Source organism: Peribacillus sp. FSL K6-1552 (genome assembly GCF_038005205.1).
Taxonomy (GTDB): domain Bacteria; phylum Bacillota; class Bacilli; order Bacillales; family DSM-1321; genus Peribacillus; species Peribacillus butanolivorans.
The window spans coordinates 3,657,767-3,679,302 of the sequence record NZ_JBBOST010000001.1; the positions used below are offsets into that span (position 1 = coordinate 3,657,767).

General features: G+C 37.2%; 20 protein-coding genes. 5 read left to right on the plus strand and 15 right to left on the minus strand.

Annotated features, from left to right (window positions below):
* Positions 1 to 123: 123 nt before the first annotated feature.
* The 3 genes from ltrA to NST21_RS17515 all read right to left on the minus strand — a co-directional run bounded on the left by ltrA (position 124) and on the right by NST21_RS17515 (position 3,174).
* A complete protein-coding gene (gene ltrA / locus NST21_RS17505) occupies positions 124 to 1,386 on the minus strand; it encodes a group II intron reverse transcriptase/maturase (RefSeq protein ID WP_053344638.1) in 1,263 nt (420 codons plus the stop codon).
* A 622-nt stretch (positions 1,387 to 2,008) separates the two neighbouring features.
* On the minus strand, positions 2,009 to 2,476 hold the full coding sequence (locus NST21_RS17510; protein ID WP_340890436.1) for a hypothetical protein: 468 nt from the start codon (positions 2,474 to 2,476) through the stop codon (positions 2,009 to 2,011).
* 254 nt (positions 2,477 to 2,730) lie between these two features.
* Positions 2,731 to 3,174: a carboxymuconolactone decarboxylase family protein gene (locus tag NST21_RS17515; protein ID WP_056524782.1), complete on the minus strand. Its 444-nt coding sequence runs from the start codon at positions 3,172 to 3,174 to the stop codon at positions 2,731 to 2,733.
* A 534-nt stretch (positions 3,175 to 3,708) separates the two neighbouring features.
* On the opposite strand from NST21_RS17515, the gene NST21_RS17520 reads away from it, so the two are divergent.
* Positions 3,709 to 4,656 carry an IS110 family transposase gene (locus NST21_RS17520; protein ID WP_340888221.1) on the plus strand — a complete coding sequence of 316 codons (948 nt, stop codon included), beginning with the start codon at positions 3,709 to 3,711 and terminating at the stop codon, positions 4,654 to 4,656.
* A gap of 5 nt (positions 4,657 to 4,661) precedes the next feature.
* Positions 4,662 to 4,940: a hypothetical protein gene (locus tag NST21_RS17525; RefSeq protein ID WP_340888220.1), complete on the plus strand. Its 279-nt coding sequence runs from the start codon at positions 4,662 to 4,664 to the stop codon at positions 4,938 to 4,940.
* A gap of 360 nt (positions 4,941 to 5,300) precedes the next feature.
* On the opposite strand, the gene NST21_RS17530 is transcribed toward NST21_RS17525, so the two are convergent.
* From NST21_RS17530 to NST21_RS17555, 6 genes are all read right to left on the minus strand, one after another.
* Positions 5,301 to 6,092: a DUF817 domain-containing protein gene (locus tag NST21_RS17530; RefSeq protein WP_340892582.1), complete on the minus strand. Its 792-nt coding sequence runs from the start codon at positions 6,090 to 6,092 to the stop codon at positions 5,301 to 5,303.
* A gap of 96 nt (positions 6,093 to 6,188) precedes the next feature.
* Positions 6,189 to 6,410: a helix-turn-helix domain-containing protein gene (locus NST21_RS17535; RefSeq protein WP_056524788.1), complete on the minus strand. Its 222-nt coding sequence runs from the start codon at positions 6,408 to 6,410 to the stop codon at positions 6,189 to 6,191.
* A 10-nt stretch (positions 6,411 to 6,420) separates the two neighbouring features.
* Positions 6,421 to 6,903, minus strand: coding sequence for a DUF2975 domain-containing protein (locus NST21_RS17540; protein WP_252434241.1), 483 nt, complete (start codon positions 6,901 to 6,903; stop codon positions 6,421 to 6,423).
* A gap of 342 nt (positions 6,904 to 7,245) precedes the next feature.
* Positions 7,246 to 7,368 carry a hypothetical protein gene (locus tag NST21_RS17545; protein ID WP_340890437.1) on the minus strand — a complete coding sequence of 41 codons (123 nt, stop codon included), beginning with the start codon at positions 7,366 to 7,368 and terminating at the stop codon, positions 7,246 to 7,248.
* Positions 7,369 to 7,983: 615 nt separating this feature from the next.
* Entirely contained in the window at positions 7,984 to 8,565 is a 582-nt protein-coding gene (locus tag NST21_RS17550) for a TetR/AcrR family transcriptional regulator (protein WP_340890438.1), read from the minus strand.
* 44 nt (positions 8,566 to 8,609) lie between these two features.
* On the minus strand, positions 8,610 to 9,152 hold the full coding sequence (locus tag NST21_RS17555; protein ID WP_445670530.1) for an ester cyclase: 543 nt from the start codon (positions 9,150 to 9,152) through the stop codon (positions 8,610 to 8,612).
* Positions 9,153 to 9,454: 302 nt separating this feature from the next.
* On the opposite strand from NST21_RS17555, the gene NST21_RS17560 reads away from it, so the two are divergent.
* Complete coding sequence (locus tag NST21_RS17560) at positions 9,455 to 10,627, plus strand: MFS transporter (protein ID WP_340892583.1); 1,173 nt, start codon at positions 9,455 to 9,457, stop codon at positions 10,625 to 10,627.
* A gap of 520 nt (positions 10,628 to 11,147) precedes the next feature.
* Positions 11,148 to 12,077, plus strand: a complete 930-nt coding sequence (locus tag NST21_RS17565; RefSeq protein ID WP_340890439.1) for a PhzF family phenazine biosynthesis protein — start codon at positions 11,148 to 11,150, stop codon at positions 12,075 to 12,077.
* A gap of 503 nt (positions 12,078 to 12,580) precedes the next feature.
* Here the strand turns inward: NST21_RS17565 and cdiI are convergent.
* Both cdiI and NST21_RS17575 read right to left on the minus strand, forming a co-directional pair.
* A complete protein-coding gene (gene cdiI / locus NST21_RS17570; RefSeq protein WP_056524806.1) occupies positions 12,581 to 12,943 on the minus strand; it encodes a ribonuclease toxin immunity protein CdiI in 363 nt (120 codons plus the stop codon).
* A gap of 22 nt (positions 12,944 to 12,965) precedes the next feature.
* Complete coding sequence (locus NST21_RS17575; protein ID WP_340890440.1) at positions 12,966 to 15,155, minus strand: PrsW family glutamic-type intramembrane protease; 2,190 nt, start codon at positions 15,153 to 15,155, stop codon at positions 12,966 to 12,968.
* A 1,639-nt stretch (positions 15,156 to 16,794) separates the two neighbouring features.
* Between NST21_RS17575 and NST21_RS17580 the strand changes: the two genes are divergently transcribed.
* Positions 16,795 to 18,183, plus strand: coding sequence for a cytochrome P450 (locus NST21_RS17580; protein WP_340890441.1), 1,389 nt, complete (start codon positions 16,795 to 16,797; stop codon positions 18,181 to 18,183).
* A 536-nt stretch (positions 18,184 to 18,719) separates the two neighbouring features.
* Here the strand turns inward: NST21_RS17580 and NST21_RS17585 are convergent.
* The 4 genes from NST21_RS17585 to NST21_RS28915 form a co-directional block, all read right to left on the minus strand.
* Positions 18,720 to 19,802 carry a hypothetical protein gene (locus tag NST21_RS17585; protein WP_340890443.1) on the minus strand — a complete coding sequence of 361 codons (1,083 nt, stop codon included), beginning with the start codon at positions 19,800 to 19,802 and terminating at the stop codon, positions 18,720 to 18,722.
* A 203-nt stretch (positions 19,803 to 20,005) separates the two neighbouring features.
* The gene (locus tag NST21_RS17590; RefSeq protein WP_340890444.1) at positions 20,006 to 20,389 is read right to left on the minus strand and encodes a hypothetical protein; all 384 of its coding nucleotides are present in this window, start codon (positions 20,387 to 20,389) and stop codon (positions 20,006 to 20,008) included.
* Between the two features lie 41 nt (positions 20,390 to 20,430).
* Positions 20,431 to 21,129: an ankyrin repeat domain-containing protein gene (locus NST21_RS17595; RefSeq protein ID WP_340890445.1), complete on the minus strand. Its 699-nt coding sequence runs from the start codon at positions 21,127 to 21,129 to the stop codon at positions 20,431 to 20,433.
* Between the two features lie 77 nt (positions 21,130 to 21,206).
* Positions 21,207 to 21,494: a deaminase gene (locus tag NST21_RS28915; protein ID WP_445670602.1), complete on the minus strand. Its 288-nt coding sequence runs from the start codon at positions 21,492 to 21,494 to the stop codon at positions 21,207 to 21,209.
* Between the last annotated feature and the right edge of the window lie 42 nt (positions 21,495 to 21,536).

Here is a 21,536-nt window from a genome sequence, read left to right on the forward strand (position 1 = left end):
TATTGTTCCCAAACCTTCTCCCACTAACCTGCCCCGTTAGTTGCATAAATCGAGTAGGAGGAGGCGCCTAGCCTCCGACCTCTCACACCACCGTACATACCGTTCGGTATACGGCGGTTCAGTTTAAGTCTGACGTAGTTTTGTATATCGTTCATATAGATTTACTAACCCATGATGGAGCCAATAAACATTATTAAGGGTTTTGTCTAGAATAGGACTATGCGCTATGCGCCAATAACCCTTTCTGCTATTTCCCCATTCATATGCTTTTCCAAATGGGACGCCTAATCCTTTGAGTTTCTTCACCCTCGTTCTTGGCAATTTCCATTGCTTCCATAGGCACATCCTGAGTCTTCTTCGAATCCATGAATCTAAATTCTTCAATACGTTCGGAGTATCAATGAGGGCGAAATACCCCATCCAACCTCTAAGGTATTGCTTTAACTTATTTATTCGGAGTTTCATGGGTATCGGTAATTTTCTCGAGGTCATTTCCCTGATTCGTTTCTTTACTCTCTTCACCGTTTGTTTAGCCAGTAGAACCTTCGGGTTCTTCTTTGACTTCGTGAAACTAAAACCGAGAAACGTTCTGTTCCAAGGGCGATCATACTTCGACTTCTCGTAGTTGACCTTTAGCTTCAGTTTATTTTCAATGAAGCTTGAGATATTTCCCATTGCACGTTTGGCGGCTTTTCGTGTCTTCACAAAGATAGTACTGTCATCCGCATACCTTACGAATCGAAGATTGCGTTTCTCTAGTTCTTTATCTAAATCGTCTAACATGATATTAGATAATAAAGGACTTAACGGACCTCCTTGCGGAGTTCCCTCCTCACTTTTATGAAAAAGTCCGCCTATCATAATGCCTGCTTGAAGGAATTTACGAATCAGTTTGAGAACTCTTTTATCTTCAATTTTCCTCTCTAACATTCCCATGAGCTTGTCATGATTCACTTTATCGAAGAACTTCTCCAAGTCCATATCCACTACCCATGTATAACCTTCGGTTATATAGGACTTTGCCTTTCGAACCGCCTGGTGCCCTTGTTTGTTAGGGCGAAATCCATAGCTATTCTCCGAAAAGGTTGAGTCATATATCTTAGTCAATATTTGGGCAATGGCTTGTTGAATGAAACGGTCTAGAACGGTTGGAATACCCAATAGCCGAACTCCGCCGTTTGGTTTCGGGATTTCGATACGACGGACGGGCTGCGGTTGATAGGTACCCTGTAAAAGGGCAGTTTTCATGTTGTACCATTCGGTTGCGAGGTGCGGTCTCAGGTTTTGAACCGGCATTCCATCTACACCATGGCTTCCCTTATTTCTTTCTACACGCTTCAATGCCTGTATTAAGTTTTCCCTCTCTAGTATCTGTTCCATTAACATCGTTGATATCCTTTCCCTGCGTGGACGAGATGGTCTATTTGTGCCTTTATCTGCTCCGCCCTTTTGAAGTTCCCCGTGTATTCACCACTTCTTCCTTCAAATAAGTTCCGTTAGGAATTGTTTGCTTCTTCGCAGATAACGAACGCCTAGTATTCATCCTCCTTAATCTGTTCGGTCCTTCCTTATCTTCTCGAGTAGACAAGTACTATGACCTCTGCTGACTTCTGATGATTCAGCTGTCCATCACTGGACAGGTTACCAAGTGTACTTGGCTGTCATCAGACCTCCCCGGGTAAGAGTGCAATCTTTCCCTCCATCTATCTGCTTCATTTACTCTGTACCACCTTCGGCAGTAAGGACTTTGTTTTGTTTCGCAAACTCATCCAATGATACCTAGCCTTATATGAAGTTCGTGTTCCTCAGACCGGAGGTTTGCCGCTTGCTTCCTTCAGATTCCACGTCACCGTGGACACCCTTGCATTAAGCTAACCACTACTACTGCCTTCATGGTTCGGGACTTTCACCCTATAGATTGCACCCATGCCGGGCGCACGAAAAAGGTTGCCGCAGCAACCTTCATTGTTGAAAAAGCACCTGTTAGTTGAAGTAATCATATCCTTGCTTAGTTTCTCAAATTTACGACACTGTCGCTTCTTTCTACTTGAAAATTTAAATCATCCTTAATATTAAGCATATAACCAGCATCTTTATAATTCTCAGATTCAAAAGATATACCATATCCATTATTACCAGGATAACCATATAAATAGCAGACCACTTTTCCATCTTTCAAAAATACAACTTGATTCATTCCTTCACTTACAGTTTCGCTAATAGTATCCCATTTATAACCTACCGTTTCATATATATCATCTTTCGGGGTATATGGTTTAAAGGAATATACTACATCCCAGTCAAACGGTGTTACATCTAATAAATTTATTGTTTCAAGGGAATGTCCAATTGATAATACTTCTTCTTTTAATAACTCTTCGTTTACATCCCATAAATCCTTCTTTAATAGATTTATAAAGATAGCTATACATATTATACCGAAAGCAATAATCACTACTGTCTTTTTAGATTTCATATCTATACTCCACCTTGACCAGGAACTGTACTAACGAAATTATTCACTTTATTATAACAATGATTTCCAAAATAAGTGTGAATTCTTAATGTACTAACCTGCCCCTTTAGTTCCGTATGAAAAAGGTTGCCGCAGCAACCTCACTTATTGAAGTAAAGCACCCGTTAGTTCTATAAGACCTATTGTAGAGTTGACACAAATTGTGCAACAAAATAAATGAAAAAACGAACACCATAGGATGTTCGTTAAGAAAATTAACTCTTAGTTGCAGTATTGCCCATTGCAATAGAGATTCTATTCCAACTGTTTATTTGATTAATAATAAGAACTAGATCAACATATTGTTTCTCATCATAATGTCCTCGGACACGCTTGTATAAGTCATCAGGAACTCGTTTTGTTGGTATCAAGGTAATATGCTCAGTAAGTTCCAAAGCAACTTTTTCTTCAGGTGAATAAAAATCGCATTCTTCCCAGGTATTTAAACAATAAATTCTTTGTTCAGTTTCACCCATCTTACGAGCATCGGATGTATGCATATTGATGCAGAAGGCACAACCGTTAATTTGAGAAGCTCTAATTTTGATCAACTCTCTAGTAGTTCGATTAATAGAAGAGTTTTTAGTGTACTTCTCCATATCCATCATAATTTTCATACCATCGGGTGCAACATCATTGTAGGAGATTCGTTGACTCATAAGGCACAACCCCTTTCCTTTAAGATAATTTTATTATACCTGCCGACGACCGACTTTACCAATATTTTACTTTATAGATATTTATAATCAAGAGAAATTTTAGCTGAAATAGTACATCTAGTTGCTTCGCAGTACGTTTAAACCGAGAGACTGTACTGCACATATCCATACAGTCATATTGTGAAAGCAAACGTCATTAACTGTGCGTTTACATTAAGCTTCTTCAACTAAACTACCTCTCTAGTTCCATAAGAAACTTCTATGGCGGCGATTCTCGCCGCCACCATCTACCACGAAAACCTGCTCTTTACCCAAGATAAAGTCTAACCCATTAAACCCTTGACAATAATGGATGATAACAATACAACCAGGCTGAATCTTTTTTGGTGGATCTTAAGGAAGATACCCTGTATAAGAAACTGGTTGTGACAGTATTGAAGAACCATTTAGTGTACTACAAGTACGTATACAAAAATTTTTGTAACAAATCTCCTGTCATATGTATTGTTAATCTTTTATTGAGGTGATTCTCCTATGGAAGCAATGATTGAACGGTGTGCTGGCCTAGATGTACACCAAGAAACAGTAGTAGCCTGTGTATTATTTGGTCCATTAGATAAAAAGCCAAATACCTCTATTGAAACTTTTTCAACTACAACAACAGGACTCTTGGCTTTAAGTGATTGGTTAACTACCCTTCAGGTATCCGATGTTGTAATGGAAAGTACTGGAGTCTACTGGAAACCAATATGGAATATACTCGAAGATTCTTTTCACCTTGTTCTTGCCAATGCCAGACATGTCAAAAATGTTCCAGGGCGTAAAACTGATGTGAAAGATGCCGAATGGCTTGCCAAGCTTCTAAGATGCGGACTTATTGAAAGCAATTTTGTTCCACCGGAGGATATTCGTGATTTACGAGATCTTACTCGTTATCGAAAAAAATTGATTCATCATCGCACCTCAGAGCAGAATCGCATTCATAAAATTCTTCAAGATGCTAATATCAAGCTAACATCCGTTCTATCAGACATTTTTGGTGTATCGGGACGCCGTATCCTTGAAGCGATTCTAAACGGTGAAAAAATAGAGACCGATGGTCTTCGAAAAATGGTGGATAGGCGAACAAAAGCTAGTATTACGGACATTTCCAGTGCAATTAATGGTCGTATTCGCCGTCATCATCGTGATATGTTGCGTTACCATTGGGGACATATGGGTTATTTAGAAGAAGCCATAGAAGAATTGGAAAAACAAATCGATCAACTCCTGTCCCCATATCGTAAGGAAGTAGAATTATTGGATGGTATACCTGGTGTGAACAAAGCAGCCGCAGCAACTTTTATCGCAGAGATGGGCGTTAATATGACCGTATTTAAGTCGGCTAAACATCTTGCCTCATGGGCTGGCGTGAGTCCCGGAAATTATGAAAGTGCTGGTAAAAAAAAACAAGTAAAACCACAGAAGGAAACAAAGCATTAAAAACGATGGCCGTAGAGTGTGTACTGGCAACCTCAAGGCAAAATAATCGAATTGCTTCACATCGAAAAAGGATTACCAAACGACAGGGGAAAATGAAGGGACGAATTGCTTCTGCTCATTTACTATTGACGATTGCTTACAACATCTTAAAAACCGGAGAACCCTATCATGAACTAGGCTCAAATTACCTTGAAGAAAAACAAATGAACAAAGAATTAAAAATGATCGAATACCTAAAAAAGAAAGGCTATACAATCGATCCATCAGAACAAAAAACTGCATAACCAGTTAAAATAACGACATAGTACATTTACGTCCTTCAAAAAAATTAGAATATGGTGGGCTTATTTAAGTATGGCCTTTCACTAAAGTGTTTTCATACAAAAAAGGCTGCCGCAGCAACCTCCCTTATTCAAGTAAAGCACCCTATAGTTTAATTGAATATTTTCACAAGAACCCCTAATAAATGCATTCCGGCAGTATTATCAAAAGCTATTTATAAAGAAAAAAGAAACAATTCGAAAGTTGCTTTTTCCAATTTATCTTATTCAGAATTTTGTACGCTAGGAGAACTTCAGCCTAAAAAAAGTCGAATTCCTTACTATGCTAAGGATCCGACTTTTTTAAAAGAGGGTTCTTACCAGTTATAAAAATTGACTAGTATCTATCCTAGTGGAATTTTTCCCTTTAACCTGCTTTAACGTCGCTACTATAAGAAAGCTAACAATCACTAATAAGAGCCATGAACTTACCTTTCCTAGATGAACGAGACTCCATGCATCGGTTTGGTTTGGATATTCCCAAGCTCCAAAGAACGTTGCGATATTTTCGGCTATCCATATAAAAAATCCGATGAGCACAAAAGAAAGTGCGATTGGCATACGATAACGAGTTCCAGCAACCTCGTATATGACCCATGATCGCCAAAAGACGATAATGACAAGTCCAGACAACAACCAACGAACATCAATCCAATAATGGTGGGTGAAAAAATTCAAATAAATCGCAGCTGCAAGAGGAACAACTACCAAAAACGGTGGCCACTTAACCAGTTCAACCTCTAACCTTCTCCACGCCTGGCAAAGATAACTCGCTACACTTGCGTACATGAATCCGCTATACAAAGGCACTCCAAAAATTTTGAAAAACCCTTCCTCTGGATAAGACCAGGAGCCCATATGTACCTTGAAAAGTTCAAGAGCAAGACCAATAAGGTGAAACAATGTGATAACCTTTAGTTCATCCCGTGTTTCAAGCCCAGAACGCACCATCCACCACTGCATCAGAAGGCAGATGATGAGCAGCCAGTCATACCTTGGCAGGAAGGGAAGCGGCATGAATTTTGTAAAAGCCAAAGAGGCAAAAATAACGGCAGGAAATAAACATGATAGGACCTGCTCCCAACCAAAACGAACGAGTTGTTTTAGTGCTCTCATGATTTGTGCCTCCATTTTTTTAATGGTTAAATTCATGAGTAACTCCCCTTTTATGAAATCTTTCTTTTCTTTTCAATCTTAAATATTCCCACTTTATTAATTCTGGGTGTCTTCATCATTTCGGTATTCTAAAATATCTCCGGGCTGACATTCTAAAGCCTTACAAATCGCCTCTAAAGTTGATAATCGAATCGCTTTTGCCTTGCCGTTTTTCAATATAGAAAGGTTAGCCATCGTTATTCCAACCCTCTCAGAAAGTTCTGTAACACTCATTTTCCTTTTAGCCAGCATCACATCAATATTGATTATAATTGCCATGTTATTCACCTCAGACTATTAAGTCATTCTCTGATTTTATATCGATGGCTTCTTGTAAAAGCCTTTGAAGAACAGCAGCAAAGACTGCAATGACCATTGAAGCAAAAATTATGACCAATCCGATTAATATGATACCTGGGGCGTCGTCCAGCTCCGCTATGAGATAAAAGAGCGGCATGCCTACCACATACAAGATACTGATTGTGATTGCACAGTATTTTATTTTTGTTAAAGCTCTTACAGATAATTCCGAGAAAGCTTTGTTCTTGTCAATATAGCTTAAAAGTTTAAAAGCTTGATATAGAGCAAAGTAAAAAGGTATCGCCGATGCATACAAATCGATTAATACGAGATATTTGATATAAGTCATATCCGGATACAATTCTGCTGCAAACTTCGCTATCTCAGGCACCAAAAATATGCACAAAGCAAGAACTGGAATTCCAATAAGAATAACAGCTATCTTTAAAAAGAGTGTTGTTCCTCGTTTCATAAAAAGCACCTCACTTATTTATTGTCAATTTAATTTAACACGCTATTTATCGTTTTACAATAAAACATTGTTGTTTTTTATTATATAATTATTGTTACCGAAATATCCTTTCATTTTAAAAAAAGATAAAAAAGCATTCCTCATTACGAAGAAATGCTCTATAACTTTAAACTATTCAATTCATAACTTGTTCTACTAACCTGCCCCGTTAGTTCCATAGGAAAAGAGCAACCACCTGTTATTGAAGTAAAACACCTGTTAGTTTAATAAGGTACAATAAATTACAGTACAAATGCCATAAGAGCCACAACTAAAAATGGAAAAAAACAAGTAAAAATACTATTACTCCTGTCTTCCAATTGTTTTTATTTGAAGTAATTCTTTTTTAGCCTTTTCCATATTTCTTAGTGACCAAATAATTATTCCAACCCAATAAATTGCTAAGAATATAAGACGAGTACCCATGAATACACCTCTTATAACTACTGGATAGTAGTCAAGCGTCTCTACTTAGGGGATTGTAACAAATAATCACCATTCAGTCTTTGGTGATTATTGGGGTTATCTTATTAAACTATCCTGCCCCTTTAGTTGCATAAGAAAAAGCGATCCTTCTTAATGGGGTACCGCCAGCAAAACGCGGATTTACAACGTTAAAGATATTCCAATATTAAAAAATCCCAATCTCTCAGTGATATAAATGAGAAATGGGAATTATTCAACAATTGCGCCCTTTAATTGAAGAATACTTTACTAATATTAGTTAGTATTGCTGTTAACTAATTGCAAAAATATCAGGTGAAAACTCAATGGTATTGTTGCTTTAAATAAAGTTTGATCAAATTGATACTAATAACCTTGATAAACGAACAAAAAGAAAAAGCGTGTTTTGAAAAAAGATTGATCAAAATACGCTTTTAATATAATCAATGAATCATTCTTTTATTAAAAAAACTTGCCGTAACTTGATTAATAAAAATTAGAATTACAGCTGCAATCGATTTTATAGATTGGGCTTTATACAAACCCCCTTTATTCACGGAGACTGACATGATTGATAAAACTGGAATTTTGATAAATTTATTTTAATAATGATAATATCATCGCTACAGAATTATCTACAAATGAACGCTCTGGACGAGATTTCATTAACACGGTAAGTCCGATTAATGAAACGACTAGTGTCTGTGCTAAAACTTTAGCATTAAGGCTGCTTTCGAGCTCACCTGAGCGAATACCTCGGACAATCGTTTCTTGAAATATGATCGAAAGATACATCTGATGCTCCCTTGTAAGGATTTCAAATTTTTCATCGTGAGGGGCAAGTTCCACCATTGTATTAATGCAAAAACATCCCTTGTTCGTACTTTCTTTATATTCCTCTTCCACCAAATCTTCAAAAAATGTGTTAAATGCTTCCTTTACAGATAGATTGTTTTGAAGTTTTGTTCGAACATGGGAAGCATGTAGCTTTGTATATTTGCGTAATGCAGCTTCAAACAATTCCTCTTTGTCTCCAAAAGCTGAGTATAAGCTTGGTCGTTGTATCCCCATTTTGGCAGTCAAATCGCTTAGCGAAGTAGCCTTGTACCCCTTCTCCCAAAAAAGCCACATAGCATCATCCAACGCTTTTTCCTCATCAAATTCACGTTGTCGAACCATAATAAATCCCTCATTTCAAAAAACAAAATTTCTTCACTAGATAATTAATCTTGTTCTTGATTCTTTTTTATTTGCTCAATGATTCCGAATCTGTCCACTTGAATCCAGTATTCCACTATTTTTCGATCCTCTAATCGGTATACGGCACTACCTATTTCAATAACCTCTTTATTTGTAGGCAGATAATCCTCATACTCTCCAATATGCATTCCTGTCTGCTTCCATCTGACATGAACTTTTTGATTTTGAGAAATTAATTCTTGAATTTCTATTTTAAATTTCCCCCATGAATCTATCATTTCTCTTATATGATCGGCATAATTCTCAGGTGACCTTATAATTGTCACCATGCTTTCTGAATTCACTTGATGTGCTCTTACCTCTTTCGCCATAAAAACCTTAGCTTGTTCGGGAGTGCAACCTGATCTGACAACTTCAAAGAAGCTTTTTATAATCTGTTCGTTTGTCTGTAGGAATTTTGGAGATGGTGAATCGCCCCCAGATATTTCAGTTAATTCGTTATTCCCCGGTAATTGATTCAATTCATCTAATGTCCTTTCCTTATCAAGTTGCCGAATTCGATCCATGGAAAATTAATCCTCCTTTTAATTACCAATCGGTATATTATGATTTTATTTAATTAAAGTCCTATTGTCAAATTGTGATGATTCTTTCAAGAACAGTATTCAAACAACTGCATAACTTACTTGACATCAAAACATTTTGTTGGTTATCCTTATTAGGAATTATTTTATACCGAACGATATATTATACTGTTAAGTATAAAAAGGGGATGTAAGTAATGGTAAAGGTTAAAGAAAAAACAACAATTAAAGTTGAAGATCATGATACGAGAACGGATCAGTTACAAATAGTATCCAGATCAACCATGACTCGCTATATGGCACTATTGTTTGCAACAGCCTGCGGGATGGCTGTCGCCAACATATACTATGCACAACCGTTGCTAGACTCTCTGGCGACCGAGTTCGGTATCGCCCATTCATCCATCGGCATTGTCATTACCATTACTCAGCTTTGTTACGCGCTAGGACTGCTACTGCTGGTACCGCTCGGTGATCTACTGAATCGACGTCGGCTAATCGTCGGTCAGATGCTTTTATCCGTGTTGTCTCTGATTGTGGTTAGCATCGCCCCCATCATCACAGTGCTGTTCACGGGGTTAGCTGCGGTCGGACTGCTTGCCGTGGTGACTCAGGTGCTCGTAGCGTTCGCATCGACTTTGGCTGCCCCAGCCGATCGTGGACGTATAGTCGGCTTGGTGCAAAGCGGAGTCGTGATCGGCATTCTGCTCGCACGAACATTCGCTGGTGTACTAACCGATCTCGCCGGTTGGCGTTCGGTCTATCTAGTTTCTGCCGCGATGATGCTCATCATGACTGGCGTGTTGTTCCGAGTACTTCCGCGTGATGAAAGCGAAAGAGAGTCACTATCCTATCCGCAGCTGCTTCGTTCGGTGCTCACATTGTTCATGCAAGAACGAATCCTACTCATCCGCGGAGTACTGGCTTTGCTGATTTTTACCGCGTTTAGTACATTGTGGACTTCGCTGGTGCTACCTCTCAGTGCTCCACCATACTCTCTTTCACATACCGCTATTGGAGCGTTTGGTCTCGCTGGAGTTGCCGGAGCATTAGCTGCTGCTCGTGCTGGGGGTCTGGCTGATCGAGGGTTAGGGCAGCGAACAACCTGCATAGCCCTAGTTTTATTGCTAGCATCATGGTTCCTAATCAGCTTTACCGAACACTCACTGATCGCATTAGTTATTGGCGTTATCTTTCTTGACCTGGCTGTGCAAGCAGTACATGTCACCAATCAGAGTATGATTTTCACAGTGCGTCCTGAGGCGAGAAGCCGACTTACTGCTGCTTACATGATTTTTTATTCCATCGGCAGTGCCATGGGTTCAATTGTTTCAACCAATATATACGCAAACTATGGATGGATCGGAGTATGTCTATTTGGTGCCACTGTCAGCGCTTTGGCCCTTTTGTATTGGGTAATAACCTACCGTCTAACGGAGCAGATTAGAGAGAAATAATACCGATTTTTATGTTGGTTTGAAATTTTTCAAGACCTAAAATCATACAAAGTTACAAAAAAGGATGATACATATTAGTCATGTATAATATGTATCACCCTTTTACTTCTTGTTCAACAAACGCACGTATATATACAGAGTTTTTTCAAAGCAGTGCAGCTTTATTTCAATATACACTTATTCATTTAAATGGCCCTTTAATGGAATAACACGACTAACGTTTTTAAACAAAATTAATAAATATAGCAACTTTATTTACTGGTTTAAACATCTTTATTGCCAATTAACAACAGTAATACAAGGTATTTTTCATGTTGTGGCTACTGTCAAAAAGCCATTTGAATAAATTCGCGAGGTTTATAAAAAATTTCGGCCGTTTTCTCGCTGTAGGTTCAATAAAATATGAGATCCGATACTAGAAATAGTGTCTTTTTTGTTATTTATGTTACAGTTAAAAAAGAATATTGAATATTTAGATATTTATTATTCGGACAGTAGTATTAGACAAGGAGAAAGGCTTATGAAAAAATACGAGTATACATTGGTCGATGTATTTACGACGGAATCATTCGGAGGCAATCAACTTGCCGTTTTTGAAGATGCAGAAGGGCTTACTACAAAAATGATGCAAGTGCTTGCAAATGAATTGAATTTATCTGAGACTGCCTTTGTATTTTCAGCAAGTGAACCGCACAAGACGAAAAAGGTGCGCATTTTTACACCGAAGTTAGAACTTCCAATGGCAGGGCATCCGACAATAGGAACAGCCACCGTGTTAGCAGCAAAGGAAATCGTTGCTACAGAAGAAGGTCGCAATGAATGGGTTTTTGAAGAAGGAGTAGGCGATATTCCACTAACTGTACATAAAGAGAAGGATGTCATTAAAAAAACTGAAATGGAACAGCCCCTTGCGGAGTTTGGCGAAAAGTTTTTGGATGCGGAAGTGGTCGCACAGCTATTATCACTCCATACTGATGATATTGATACAACACTACCTATACAAACGGTTTCGACGGGTGTCCCATTTTTATTTATCCCAATTTGTTCTTTAGAGGCGATGGAAAAAATTCGCTTCCGCACAGATATTTGGAAAGAGCATTTTAGCGCAAATCTAGAACGCCAGCATATTTTTACTTTTACGACAGAAACAGTTGAGAAAACCTCCCATGTACATAGCCGTATGTTTGCACCTGCCATGGGAATTGCAGAAGATCCAGCAACAGGTGGAGCAAGTGGACCATTAGGTGCTTATTTAATAGAATATGGTGTTATACCTAGTACAGAAGAAGGAGTATACCATATTCGCGGTGAGCAAGGATTTGAAATGGGACGCCGAAGCTATATCGACATAACCATTCAAAAAACTCAAAATACAATTCAACAAATTAAGGTTGGCGGGCCAGCAATAATCATCGGTTCGGGTCAAATTTATTTACATGACGAAGTATAAGCAAATTTAAACATAATATAACTGGCGTAGATAAGGTATAGGTTAGATGATATCTAAGCTTTTTTATTTTCCTATGAGGCGAAAATGGAAGATTCGTCTACCGAAATGATTAAACTTTTTTACAAACAGAAATGTTATTATCCGAAAATCATAAAAGGTTTTACTCAAATTTTTTCAAACCGGTTCGTTTTTATTTGTTTCTAAGTAAGGCTTTTCACGATACTTTTAATCAAACTTTATTCCAAACCAACAAAAGCCACCAAATTGGTGGCTTTCTTATACTACTAACGCACCTGTTAGTTCAACAAGCGACATAATACCATAGGATTTTTTTTAGTTAGAATGTACGATAAAAACTTTTACCATCAGATATAAAGAAAAACCCTTAGAATTTAGAACCTGCTAGAAATAATGTAAGTTATGCGACAACACTTGGTTACGCATGTAATCCTCCATTTTAAATCTTGACCTAACTTTCTTTTTTAGTAGTAGGATAAAGCTAATCAAGGTTCTTGTATATTAAATCTTTCTTTAATCCTTTCTAATTGTTCTTCTACTTCTGATTTATCTTGGGGATAGTCTTCAAGATAACTAACACAATCTTCTCTTAGATATCTATAGAATGTCAGATAATCTAAAATAATTTCTTCGTCTTCCTCTACTGCAGGACGATCAATGTAATAGGCTATTCCTTCTTTACCAAAATAATCTTCTTCCCACTCTTCATAATAGTCGGCAAACACAAACCTTGCATATTCGGTTCCATATCCTTCACCATCCGCATAACTTCTTAAGATTCTTAAAAATTTACCGTCTCCCATATGGTGATAGAAGTACCTTATCAATTTTCTCTTTTTATCTTCCACGATGCTTCCAACTCCTTAATAATTAATCTAGTGTAGGGAAGAAATTTGATATTTCTCCGGATTCATTAATAAATCCTCTAAATTGGAGTCCGTTAGGGGAAACACCTGTTATCTCTCTCCCAACGATCTTCCCATTTTTCATAGCTTCTTCTCCCCATTTTAGTATCTGTTTGTCTGATATTGTGTTAGGATCGTAAACTGTTTTTGGATGGGAAACATTCTTAAGTTCTCCAGGTATTAACTTCCCCTCCATGTCTAGTTTAGGTAAGCCATATTCTATTTCATATACTCCCTCGATAGATGGGTGCTTTCTTTTTGATATGATACATTCCTCTAAATCCCACCCCTTCTCTTTAAATGCTTTTTCGAAATTATGGAGATTATGTCCTCCAACTACACCCTTGCCTTTTTTCCTAACAATATCTTCTACTTCCGCTAAATGTTTTTCATATCCTGGTTTAAACGTAATATTTTTATTCAGTTCCTTAGTTTCTTTAGAATCATCTTTACTATCGTTCTTATTCTGAGGATCTTCTTCCTGGTGAGCTTTTTTCCCAGAGGAATTCTGGTCATGGTGTTGTTTGTTACTATTACTTTTCTTTCCAGTGAACGATTTTAAGAACTTTTTTATATAAGGTTTTAGTTTCGGTGAAACCGAGTCACCTAGTTTTACAAGGGCTTTCCCAAATGGAATTCGACTTAACAGTGCACTAATTCCCAGTGCAAGAGCCGTTTCTGGCGTAAGTAATTTTTTAGGATTGCGGATGATGTCTGCAATCTGACTACCACCTGCAGCAATTCCGATTCCAGTCGATACAGCACCTATTGCCGACCAGAATCCTAATAACGGGAACGTTAAGGCAAATGCTCCAAGTACAATCAACCCTTTTTCCCAAGCAGATAAACCATTCCACCAGTTTTGAAGATTATCAAATAAACAGGCAATACAAGCCTCGGTGCCATTGGCTGTAATTCCCCAGTTAGATAGAAACATAGCTGTGAATAATGCTACAAACACGACGATTAAAGCTTTGTAGTACTTCTGAATATTGACTTCTAAGCCTGATAAAAGTTCCCTGGCTTCTGTTTTACCGTGTAACAGTGTAAATCCTAGTTCTCTCCGTTCTCGATAAAATAGTAGCAAGTATCCAAAACGCTGTCTTTCCTCAAAAACACTTCTGAATAAATTCCACAATTCAGAAACAGGATTGATAATGGTTTCCCCATCCAGCAGAAGAATCTTCTCTCTTACTCGGTTCAATTCCCAATAATCGATGATTACCGCAGCACCGAGCATCATTAAAAACACCGGTTTTGCGGCATAGCCGCTTCCTAATAAATCATGAATTCCGGTTAACCAATCCGGAGCTCGGTAACTAGCATTCCATATTGAGTGATCAAAAATGGCCCAAACTAAAAGGATAACAGGAAAAATATAAGAAGATCTCTTTAATTTACTTTTAAACCTCACTGCTAACCCGATTCCTAACGTTACCATAGCGGTTAGCAACGAATGTCCAGCAGACATTTTGTCAGGTAAAAAGCCCTCCTCAAAGTAGCCAGGAAATAGTGTGAATAAATCCCAATGGAGCACTTTCCCTCCAAATAGTGTCACACCATAATCGAAAATACCTCCAGAAACCAATCGACGTGTGGTTTCCTCCAAAAATTGAAAACCAGCTCCCGTTGCCGCACCAATAAGGGCATAATCGCTTAAACTTAAACTGGATGCACGTCGTGACAAAAATAGATAAACTCCAATGGGGATCAGTTTTAACACTTCTTCAGCAATCGGGGTTATAAATGCTTGACTCCATACATCCTGTTCCATCCCACCGAAAATAGCCGTAATGAAACTAACGATAAAAGAATTCAACGGTACGATTATCCATGCCCCCACCAAAAAGAAATAGGTGTACTTCTTCCATGTTAAAGTTTTACTACGACATAAAAACCAAAATTGCAAAATGACGTAAAATGACCACAAAAACTGGACGAACATTTTTCGGGAGTCTTCCATAAAAATTAAGCTTAATACCAAGGCACATAGCGATATCCAAGAAAAAATCGTAAAGATTCTTAAAATGTATGGATGGTTCTGAATCCATACATTCCAAAGGTGAAAGATAGACTCGAGCTTCTTCCTTAAAGTCACTCTAAACTTTTCAACCTGACTCGTCATATTGCACCACTCCGATGCAGTTATTTTCATTCCTACATGATTTAAATAAAGTTTATGAGGATAACCGCTTCTTACGATTTCATACTATACTCCAATTAGCTAAAAAATGGAATAGGTCGAATTTTACAAATATTTTTAATTCATTATTCCTATATTAATATCTAGAAAAGGACATATACATAATTGGATGGTAAAAATAGGAACTCAAAAAAACCTAAAGACAACAACATCAGGGTTTTAGAGGATAAAAATCTGAGCTATGAATGAATTATTTGTTGATATATACCTTGGTTGTGACAAGAATGGATACCATAGCCCTTTTTTACAAGCGCCTAGTTCGCACCCAGTATTAACCAGTTTCTTCACCCCTTATTTATACACCTAAGAATCCACCTATCATCATACATCCAATAACACCAGCACAAATAACAGTCTGTAACTTTTGGATTTTTATAGTTATTTCCCCTTTGATTCCTCTAAATAGAACCATTCCTCAAATGGTACATCGTTTTTAACTTTTAATGAAAATTCTAAACTATGGATTATAGATGAGGTAAAAGATTACTATGCATTGAATAAAGAATTTATAGAAGGAAATGGCGTTGTGAAAAGTGAATTTAAATAATAACTAAAAAGCCTACGATCCTTGCTGATCAAGGATGTAGTTTTTTTTAGAAAGAGGCTTTAATGCAATTACAGGCTATAAAACATATAGAAAGATGTAATATTTCAAAAAAGCTGATTGGTGTTAGTTGCCAATCAGCTTTTTATATATGAATAATTCTTAGTATTTCAGCTTCATTCCCCTTGAAAAAGGCGGCTATTTTATCAGCAGTTTCTTTTGACTTGATTCTAGAACTCGCTGTTCAACTTCCACTTTCCTTGATATTTCTTTCCATCCATCTTGAAGTCAGCAAACACTTCCTAAAACAGTTCAGACTTGAGCTCAAAGCGAGGGTATGCGTCTGAATCCTGCCAGCTGTAAAAACATCCGACACGCCCCTTTGTTTCTATAAAATACTATACGCTCTTGATGCATTCATACCCACAACCTGTCTGCACAAGCTTTAGCATAGAAGTAAATTCTTTAACCCATATATTAATAGGAACTTCTGATATGCCATATTCGCTGCTTAGTTCTCGTACCGAATACCCGTGTGATAAAGATTTACTATGATTTTCTTGAATTTATTATTATATTTTTCACCTGTATTCTTTCGTTCCATGACGATCACATCCTCTCAAAAATCATTGTAAGGACTTAACTAAAATGTGCCCATGAAACTATACAAACTCCAATTATCATTCTACAAAATTGATTAACTCTCTTATCTTTTCTAAAAATTGTTATTTTCTATGTTTAACTTATCGAAAAAACTTTATTGAAGTTAGCTGAATAAGAAAGGAGATTAAGCAATTTACCCAATACCACTCGTTTATTAAAATAAATTTATCTTCCATTGTGTTTTACTTTACAATTTCTTAAACATTTTAGCCTCGGTTTTAAACTGTATTCCATTATCCACATTTGTAATTTCATTCAATTTGTTTAAACTTTTTTTAAAAAAAATATTTGTTAGTATTCTTTTTAACAACCTGTCCAAACCAATTAATACTTTCCTCATAGAATGATTAAAAGTACTTATATCGAAATGGAGGAAACAAACCATTGAGTGACACAGATTTATTACATGATTCTCCCAAGGGCCCAAAAGGAAGACTAATTACTGGCCATTCAAAGGAGTTTATTTCAGATACACTTGGCTTTCTTACCCACTTAGCAAAAGAATATGGAGATGTTGCTAAAATTCGTTTTGGACCTTTCCAAAATGTTTACTTCATTTCAAATCCAGATTTAATTAAGCAGGTACTTGTAACAAAACAAAAATCCTTCTTGAAATCTAAGGACTTCCATGCTTTAAAACCATTACTTGGAGAAGGCCTTCTTACAAGTGAAAAAGAAATTCACATGCGCCAAAGAAGGCTTATTCAACCTGCTTTCAAAAAGTCTCATATTAGCAATTATGCACAGGATATGATTGATATAACAATGAACTATATTTCCACTTGGAAAAACAGGGAAGAACGGATTATGACGGAGGATATGATGAGCCTTGCTCTCGGTATTATCAGCAAGACCATGTTCAGTATGAACCTCAAAGAAGGATATGACGAGCTCGGGGAACCTATAGAATCATCTATGAGAATTGCTGTTAAAAGGATGAGAACACTTCTTCAATTGCCACTATGGGTTCCAACTAAAAATAACCGTGAATTTAAAAATTCGATACAAAGACTTGATACAGTGATTTATAGCTTTATTGAAAAACGTAGGGCAGATGCAGAGAGACATGAGGATATGCTTGGGATTCTAATGGATGCTCGAGATGATGAGGATGGTTTAGCTATGACAAACCAGCAGGTACGTGATGAGCTAATGACCATTTTCCTTGCCGGTCACGAAACAACTGCAAACGTACTTTCCTGGACCTTATACTTGCTTTCACAACACCCTGATGTGGAAACTAAACTTTTCAATGAAATAGATAGCGTAATCGGTAATCGTAACCCTACACCTGGCGATTATATGAAATTAACGTACACACAAAATATTATCATGGAATCAATGCGTATATACCCGCCTGGCTATATCGTATCACGGAAAGCGGAGGAGGATGTAGTAATAGGAGGATATCATTTTAAAAAAGGCGATATGATCTTGATAAGTCAGTATGTTATGCACCACAAGCCTGAGTATTTTGATAATCCAGATTCTTTTAATCCTGAGCGATTTGAAAACAACTTTGTGAAAACTCTACCTCAGTTCGCTTACTTTCCGTTTGGCGGAGGTGCGAGAGTTTGTATCGGTAATCATTTCGCAATGATGGAAGCTGTGCTTGTCCTAGCGTGCATTGCTCAACGATATCGGATAAGGCTTGCGCCGGACCATCATGAAGTAAAACCACTTCCGTCTATTACACTTAGACCAAAGCGTGGATTGCGCATGATAGTCGAAGATAGAAAAGAGTCTTTTCGTGAACCCTTAGTTGATGAATAGTAATATAGATTTAAATGACTTGAGGCGGCCATTTGGGTTTGGAGTATTTGGGTGTGTTGGCCATTTTAAAAGATCCTATTCTTTCAGTAACCATTTTTAGCAGATCTTTCGTAGGAGACATAATATCATGTGATAGATTTCTAAGAAAACACTATTCATTTTAACCTCTGAAACAAAGAAACAAAAGGCTGCAATGTTCTTCTTCAAGAAAGCATTGCGGTCTTTTCATGTTTCTAGGCATTATGCCAAAATGATAGATACATATATTTAAAGCTTCAGGATAGCTATTAAATTATTGGACACATGAATTTATATCACCGGCATGAAAGATTGTATGGCTATTTTTTACACTCGCTGATTTTGAAAAAAGGATCATTTCGAATCTAGTAAATTACGTTGTTAGCTTGATTGCATGGGGTTCCGCCAACATTTTGACATAAAACCTAGGCTACGACATTTTATGTCAATAAAAGCCAACTTCCTTACAAGAAAAAGAGAGAGAACATTAATTGTCTCTCTTCCTATTATACTAAATTTCACTTAACTATTAAAGGTATAAAATCTGCAGTTGCCCAATTGTTCATGGGTACTACTTTATATTTTACACCAGTCTTCAATGTGTTATTTGTAACATCGAAAATACCAACCGAGCCTTTACGAGAAGAGAAACGATATTGTGCTTGTACCGTGCTTCCATCTTCGCCTTGCAATTGTATGCTTCTGCCTGCAAATAACTCCATGCCTGGGTCTTTATCTAATACAATTTTAATGGTCTTGTTATCAATAGCTTCTGCCGATTGAAGTTTAAGTGGGGCGATGTATTGTGCTTTAAACCTTTTATTTTCAAGATCTGCCCATTTTGATGTCACTGTATATGTTACACCTGGTTTCAATTGTTGTCCTGCTGGTAATCGAAATTTTGGGGCTTGTCTTCCATCTGCTGCTTGTGTAAAAGGAACGTAATTCGCAACGAAACGTTCTCCGTTTCTGCCTGTAATCGTTACAACACGATCACGTAAGGACGAAATAATTTCGAAACGTTTCCCATTTTCGTCTTTGTTTCTGTTATCTAATTCAAATGCTAAATCACCTCGACCTGCCCGATACGCTTCGATAATATTTGCGTAGTCTGTTACACCATCTTCTAAAAATGATTCCAATTCAAATGTGTCATTTGTTACTTGTTGGGTGTTACGAATATTAATTTTCTCATCTGTTCCTTCAAAGGTTTTTACTCGTTGCCCTTTGTAGCTCATTGAGTATTTGGTGTCATCCTTTTGTATTGTAACTGGCACGATGTATGTGCTTTTTGCTCCTGTTTTCAAACGTGGAACATTGACTATGCTCATGCCATGATTAAATTCGAATTGTTTCTTAATATTCTCCAAATTGTTTGGATCCACATCTTCTGCAGCTAATGGTTTATTAAAAGTGACCTGTAAAGTCATCGTATTCAATACATTTATGTTCGTAATCCTTGCTTCTTGTTGTTTCTTTTCTTGTTCTACTAGGTGGTTACCTGAAGCCTCTACGTTTAATGTTTGGTTATATGTCGCTATTCCAGACGATATTACAGATACAACTAATACAGCTGGTACTATACGTTTTTTTATATTCATTTTTCTCTATCTCCTTTATTTTGTTATTTGTTATAAAATTTATAATACAAGTAACATCTAAACTGGCTATAAAAAAATTCTTAATAAAATATTAAATTTATTAATTTCTTTTACTATGAAAACTACATAAAATAGGGAACTCTGGACGAATAGGATCCCTCTTTTCAGCTTGATATATTATTGAGTTCTTATAGATTCTCTTCTTATTTTGCTGTTAATGTGACTGTATCTGGGTTTGCCCAGTTACCCATAGTTACTACTGAGTATTTGACGCCTGATTTAAATGTATTATCGTTTAACACATCAAAGATTCCGTATGGTCCTTTGCAGGGGGAGAAGCGGTATTGAGCTTCTATATTTCTGCCGTCATCACCCTTTAATTCCACTTTACGACCAGGAAATAGCTCCATACCCAGATTTTTATCAAAAGTTATCTGGAACAATTTGTTGTCGATTGCTTCTGCAGACTTGAGTGGAGGTGAGGCAATCGCTTCAGCAATAAAGCTTGGATTTTTGATTTTTGCCCAATCACATATTACGGTATATGTCGTATAAGATGTTAAATTTTGACCTTCTGGTAAATGCAACAGTTTGATTTCACCACAATAGGAAGGCTTAGACCATCTGGTTATTTTGCCCCTTCTTTTGTCAAAATCTGTTCAATCTCTTTAAAGCCTTTCTCGCGGGCATGTTGCAAAGGGGTCACATTATTATGATCAGCTATGTTCACATCCGCCCCATGATCTATCAGCAATTGTACTGTTTGCTGCTGTTTTTCATCTCCATTACTCAATATAATTGCCTCCAATAGAGCCGTCCAACCTAGGTTATTAACGTGATTTATATCAATATCAGTATTGGTAAGAAGTTCTTTGATCACATTCACATAGCCATGTTCCGAAGCAGGGATCAAAGCAGTTCCTCCATAACGATTGGTAATCGTGGGATCCGCACCTGCATTAATTGTAAGCTTCAGGATTTCAAGGTAACCTTCTGCACCCGCATATAGGAAGGGATTGTTTTTCATGTCATCTTGGATATTAACATCTGCACCTGCTGTAATTAGGATTTTTGCAGTCTCAACATCATTGTTATAAGTCGCAATCATAGTGGCAGTTCGCCCTTCGGAGTCCTGTGTATTAATATCTGCACCTTCCTCAATCAACCTGCTTATCGTTTCTGTTTCTTTTCGTTCTGCTGCTTGAATTAGTTGTTCATTCACTCCTTCTCTCTCCTTTCCCTGTATTTTCAGGTCTTCCTTGTCTTCTGAGACACACCCTTGAAGCAAGAGAATGCATCCTATGATTACTGCCAGCCACTTCCGCATAAAATACACGTTCCTTTAAAATTTGTTATTATCACTGTTTTTCCTTGACCCATAAATCAAAGGCCTAGATGCACTTTTCATCTCAATATTATGAAAGTGTCCTTCTTTCTCATCTCTCCTAAACACGTAGGGCAAGGTCGCCACTGGCTTAAATCTCTCAAACGGAGAGAAATTCGCTTCCCGAATGCTTTCATTTCGGTGTGATTTGTCGGATTCCTTGTTTCCAATGCATCATTAATACCGATAGCAATGATTTTCCCGTTTTGTACAATAACAGCCCCTAAAGGACGTTCTCCTTTTTCAGGTACATTCTGATGTGCAATTATTGAGGCTCCATGAAATATTCCTCCCTTATAAATTTTCAGTTAAACTTTTTTATTCCGTCTTAAATTATGTTAGTACTTAAT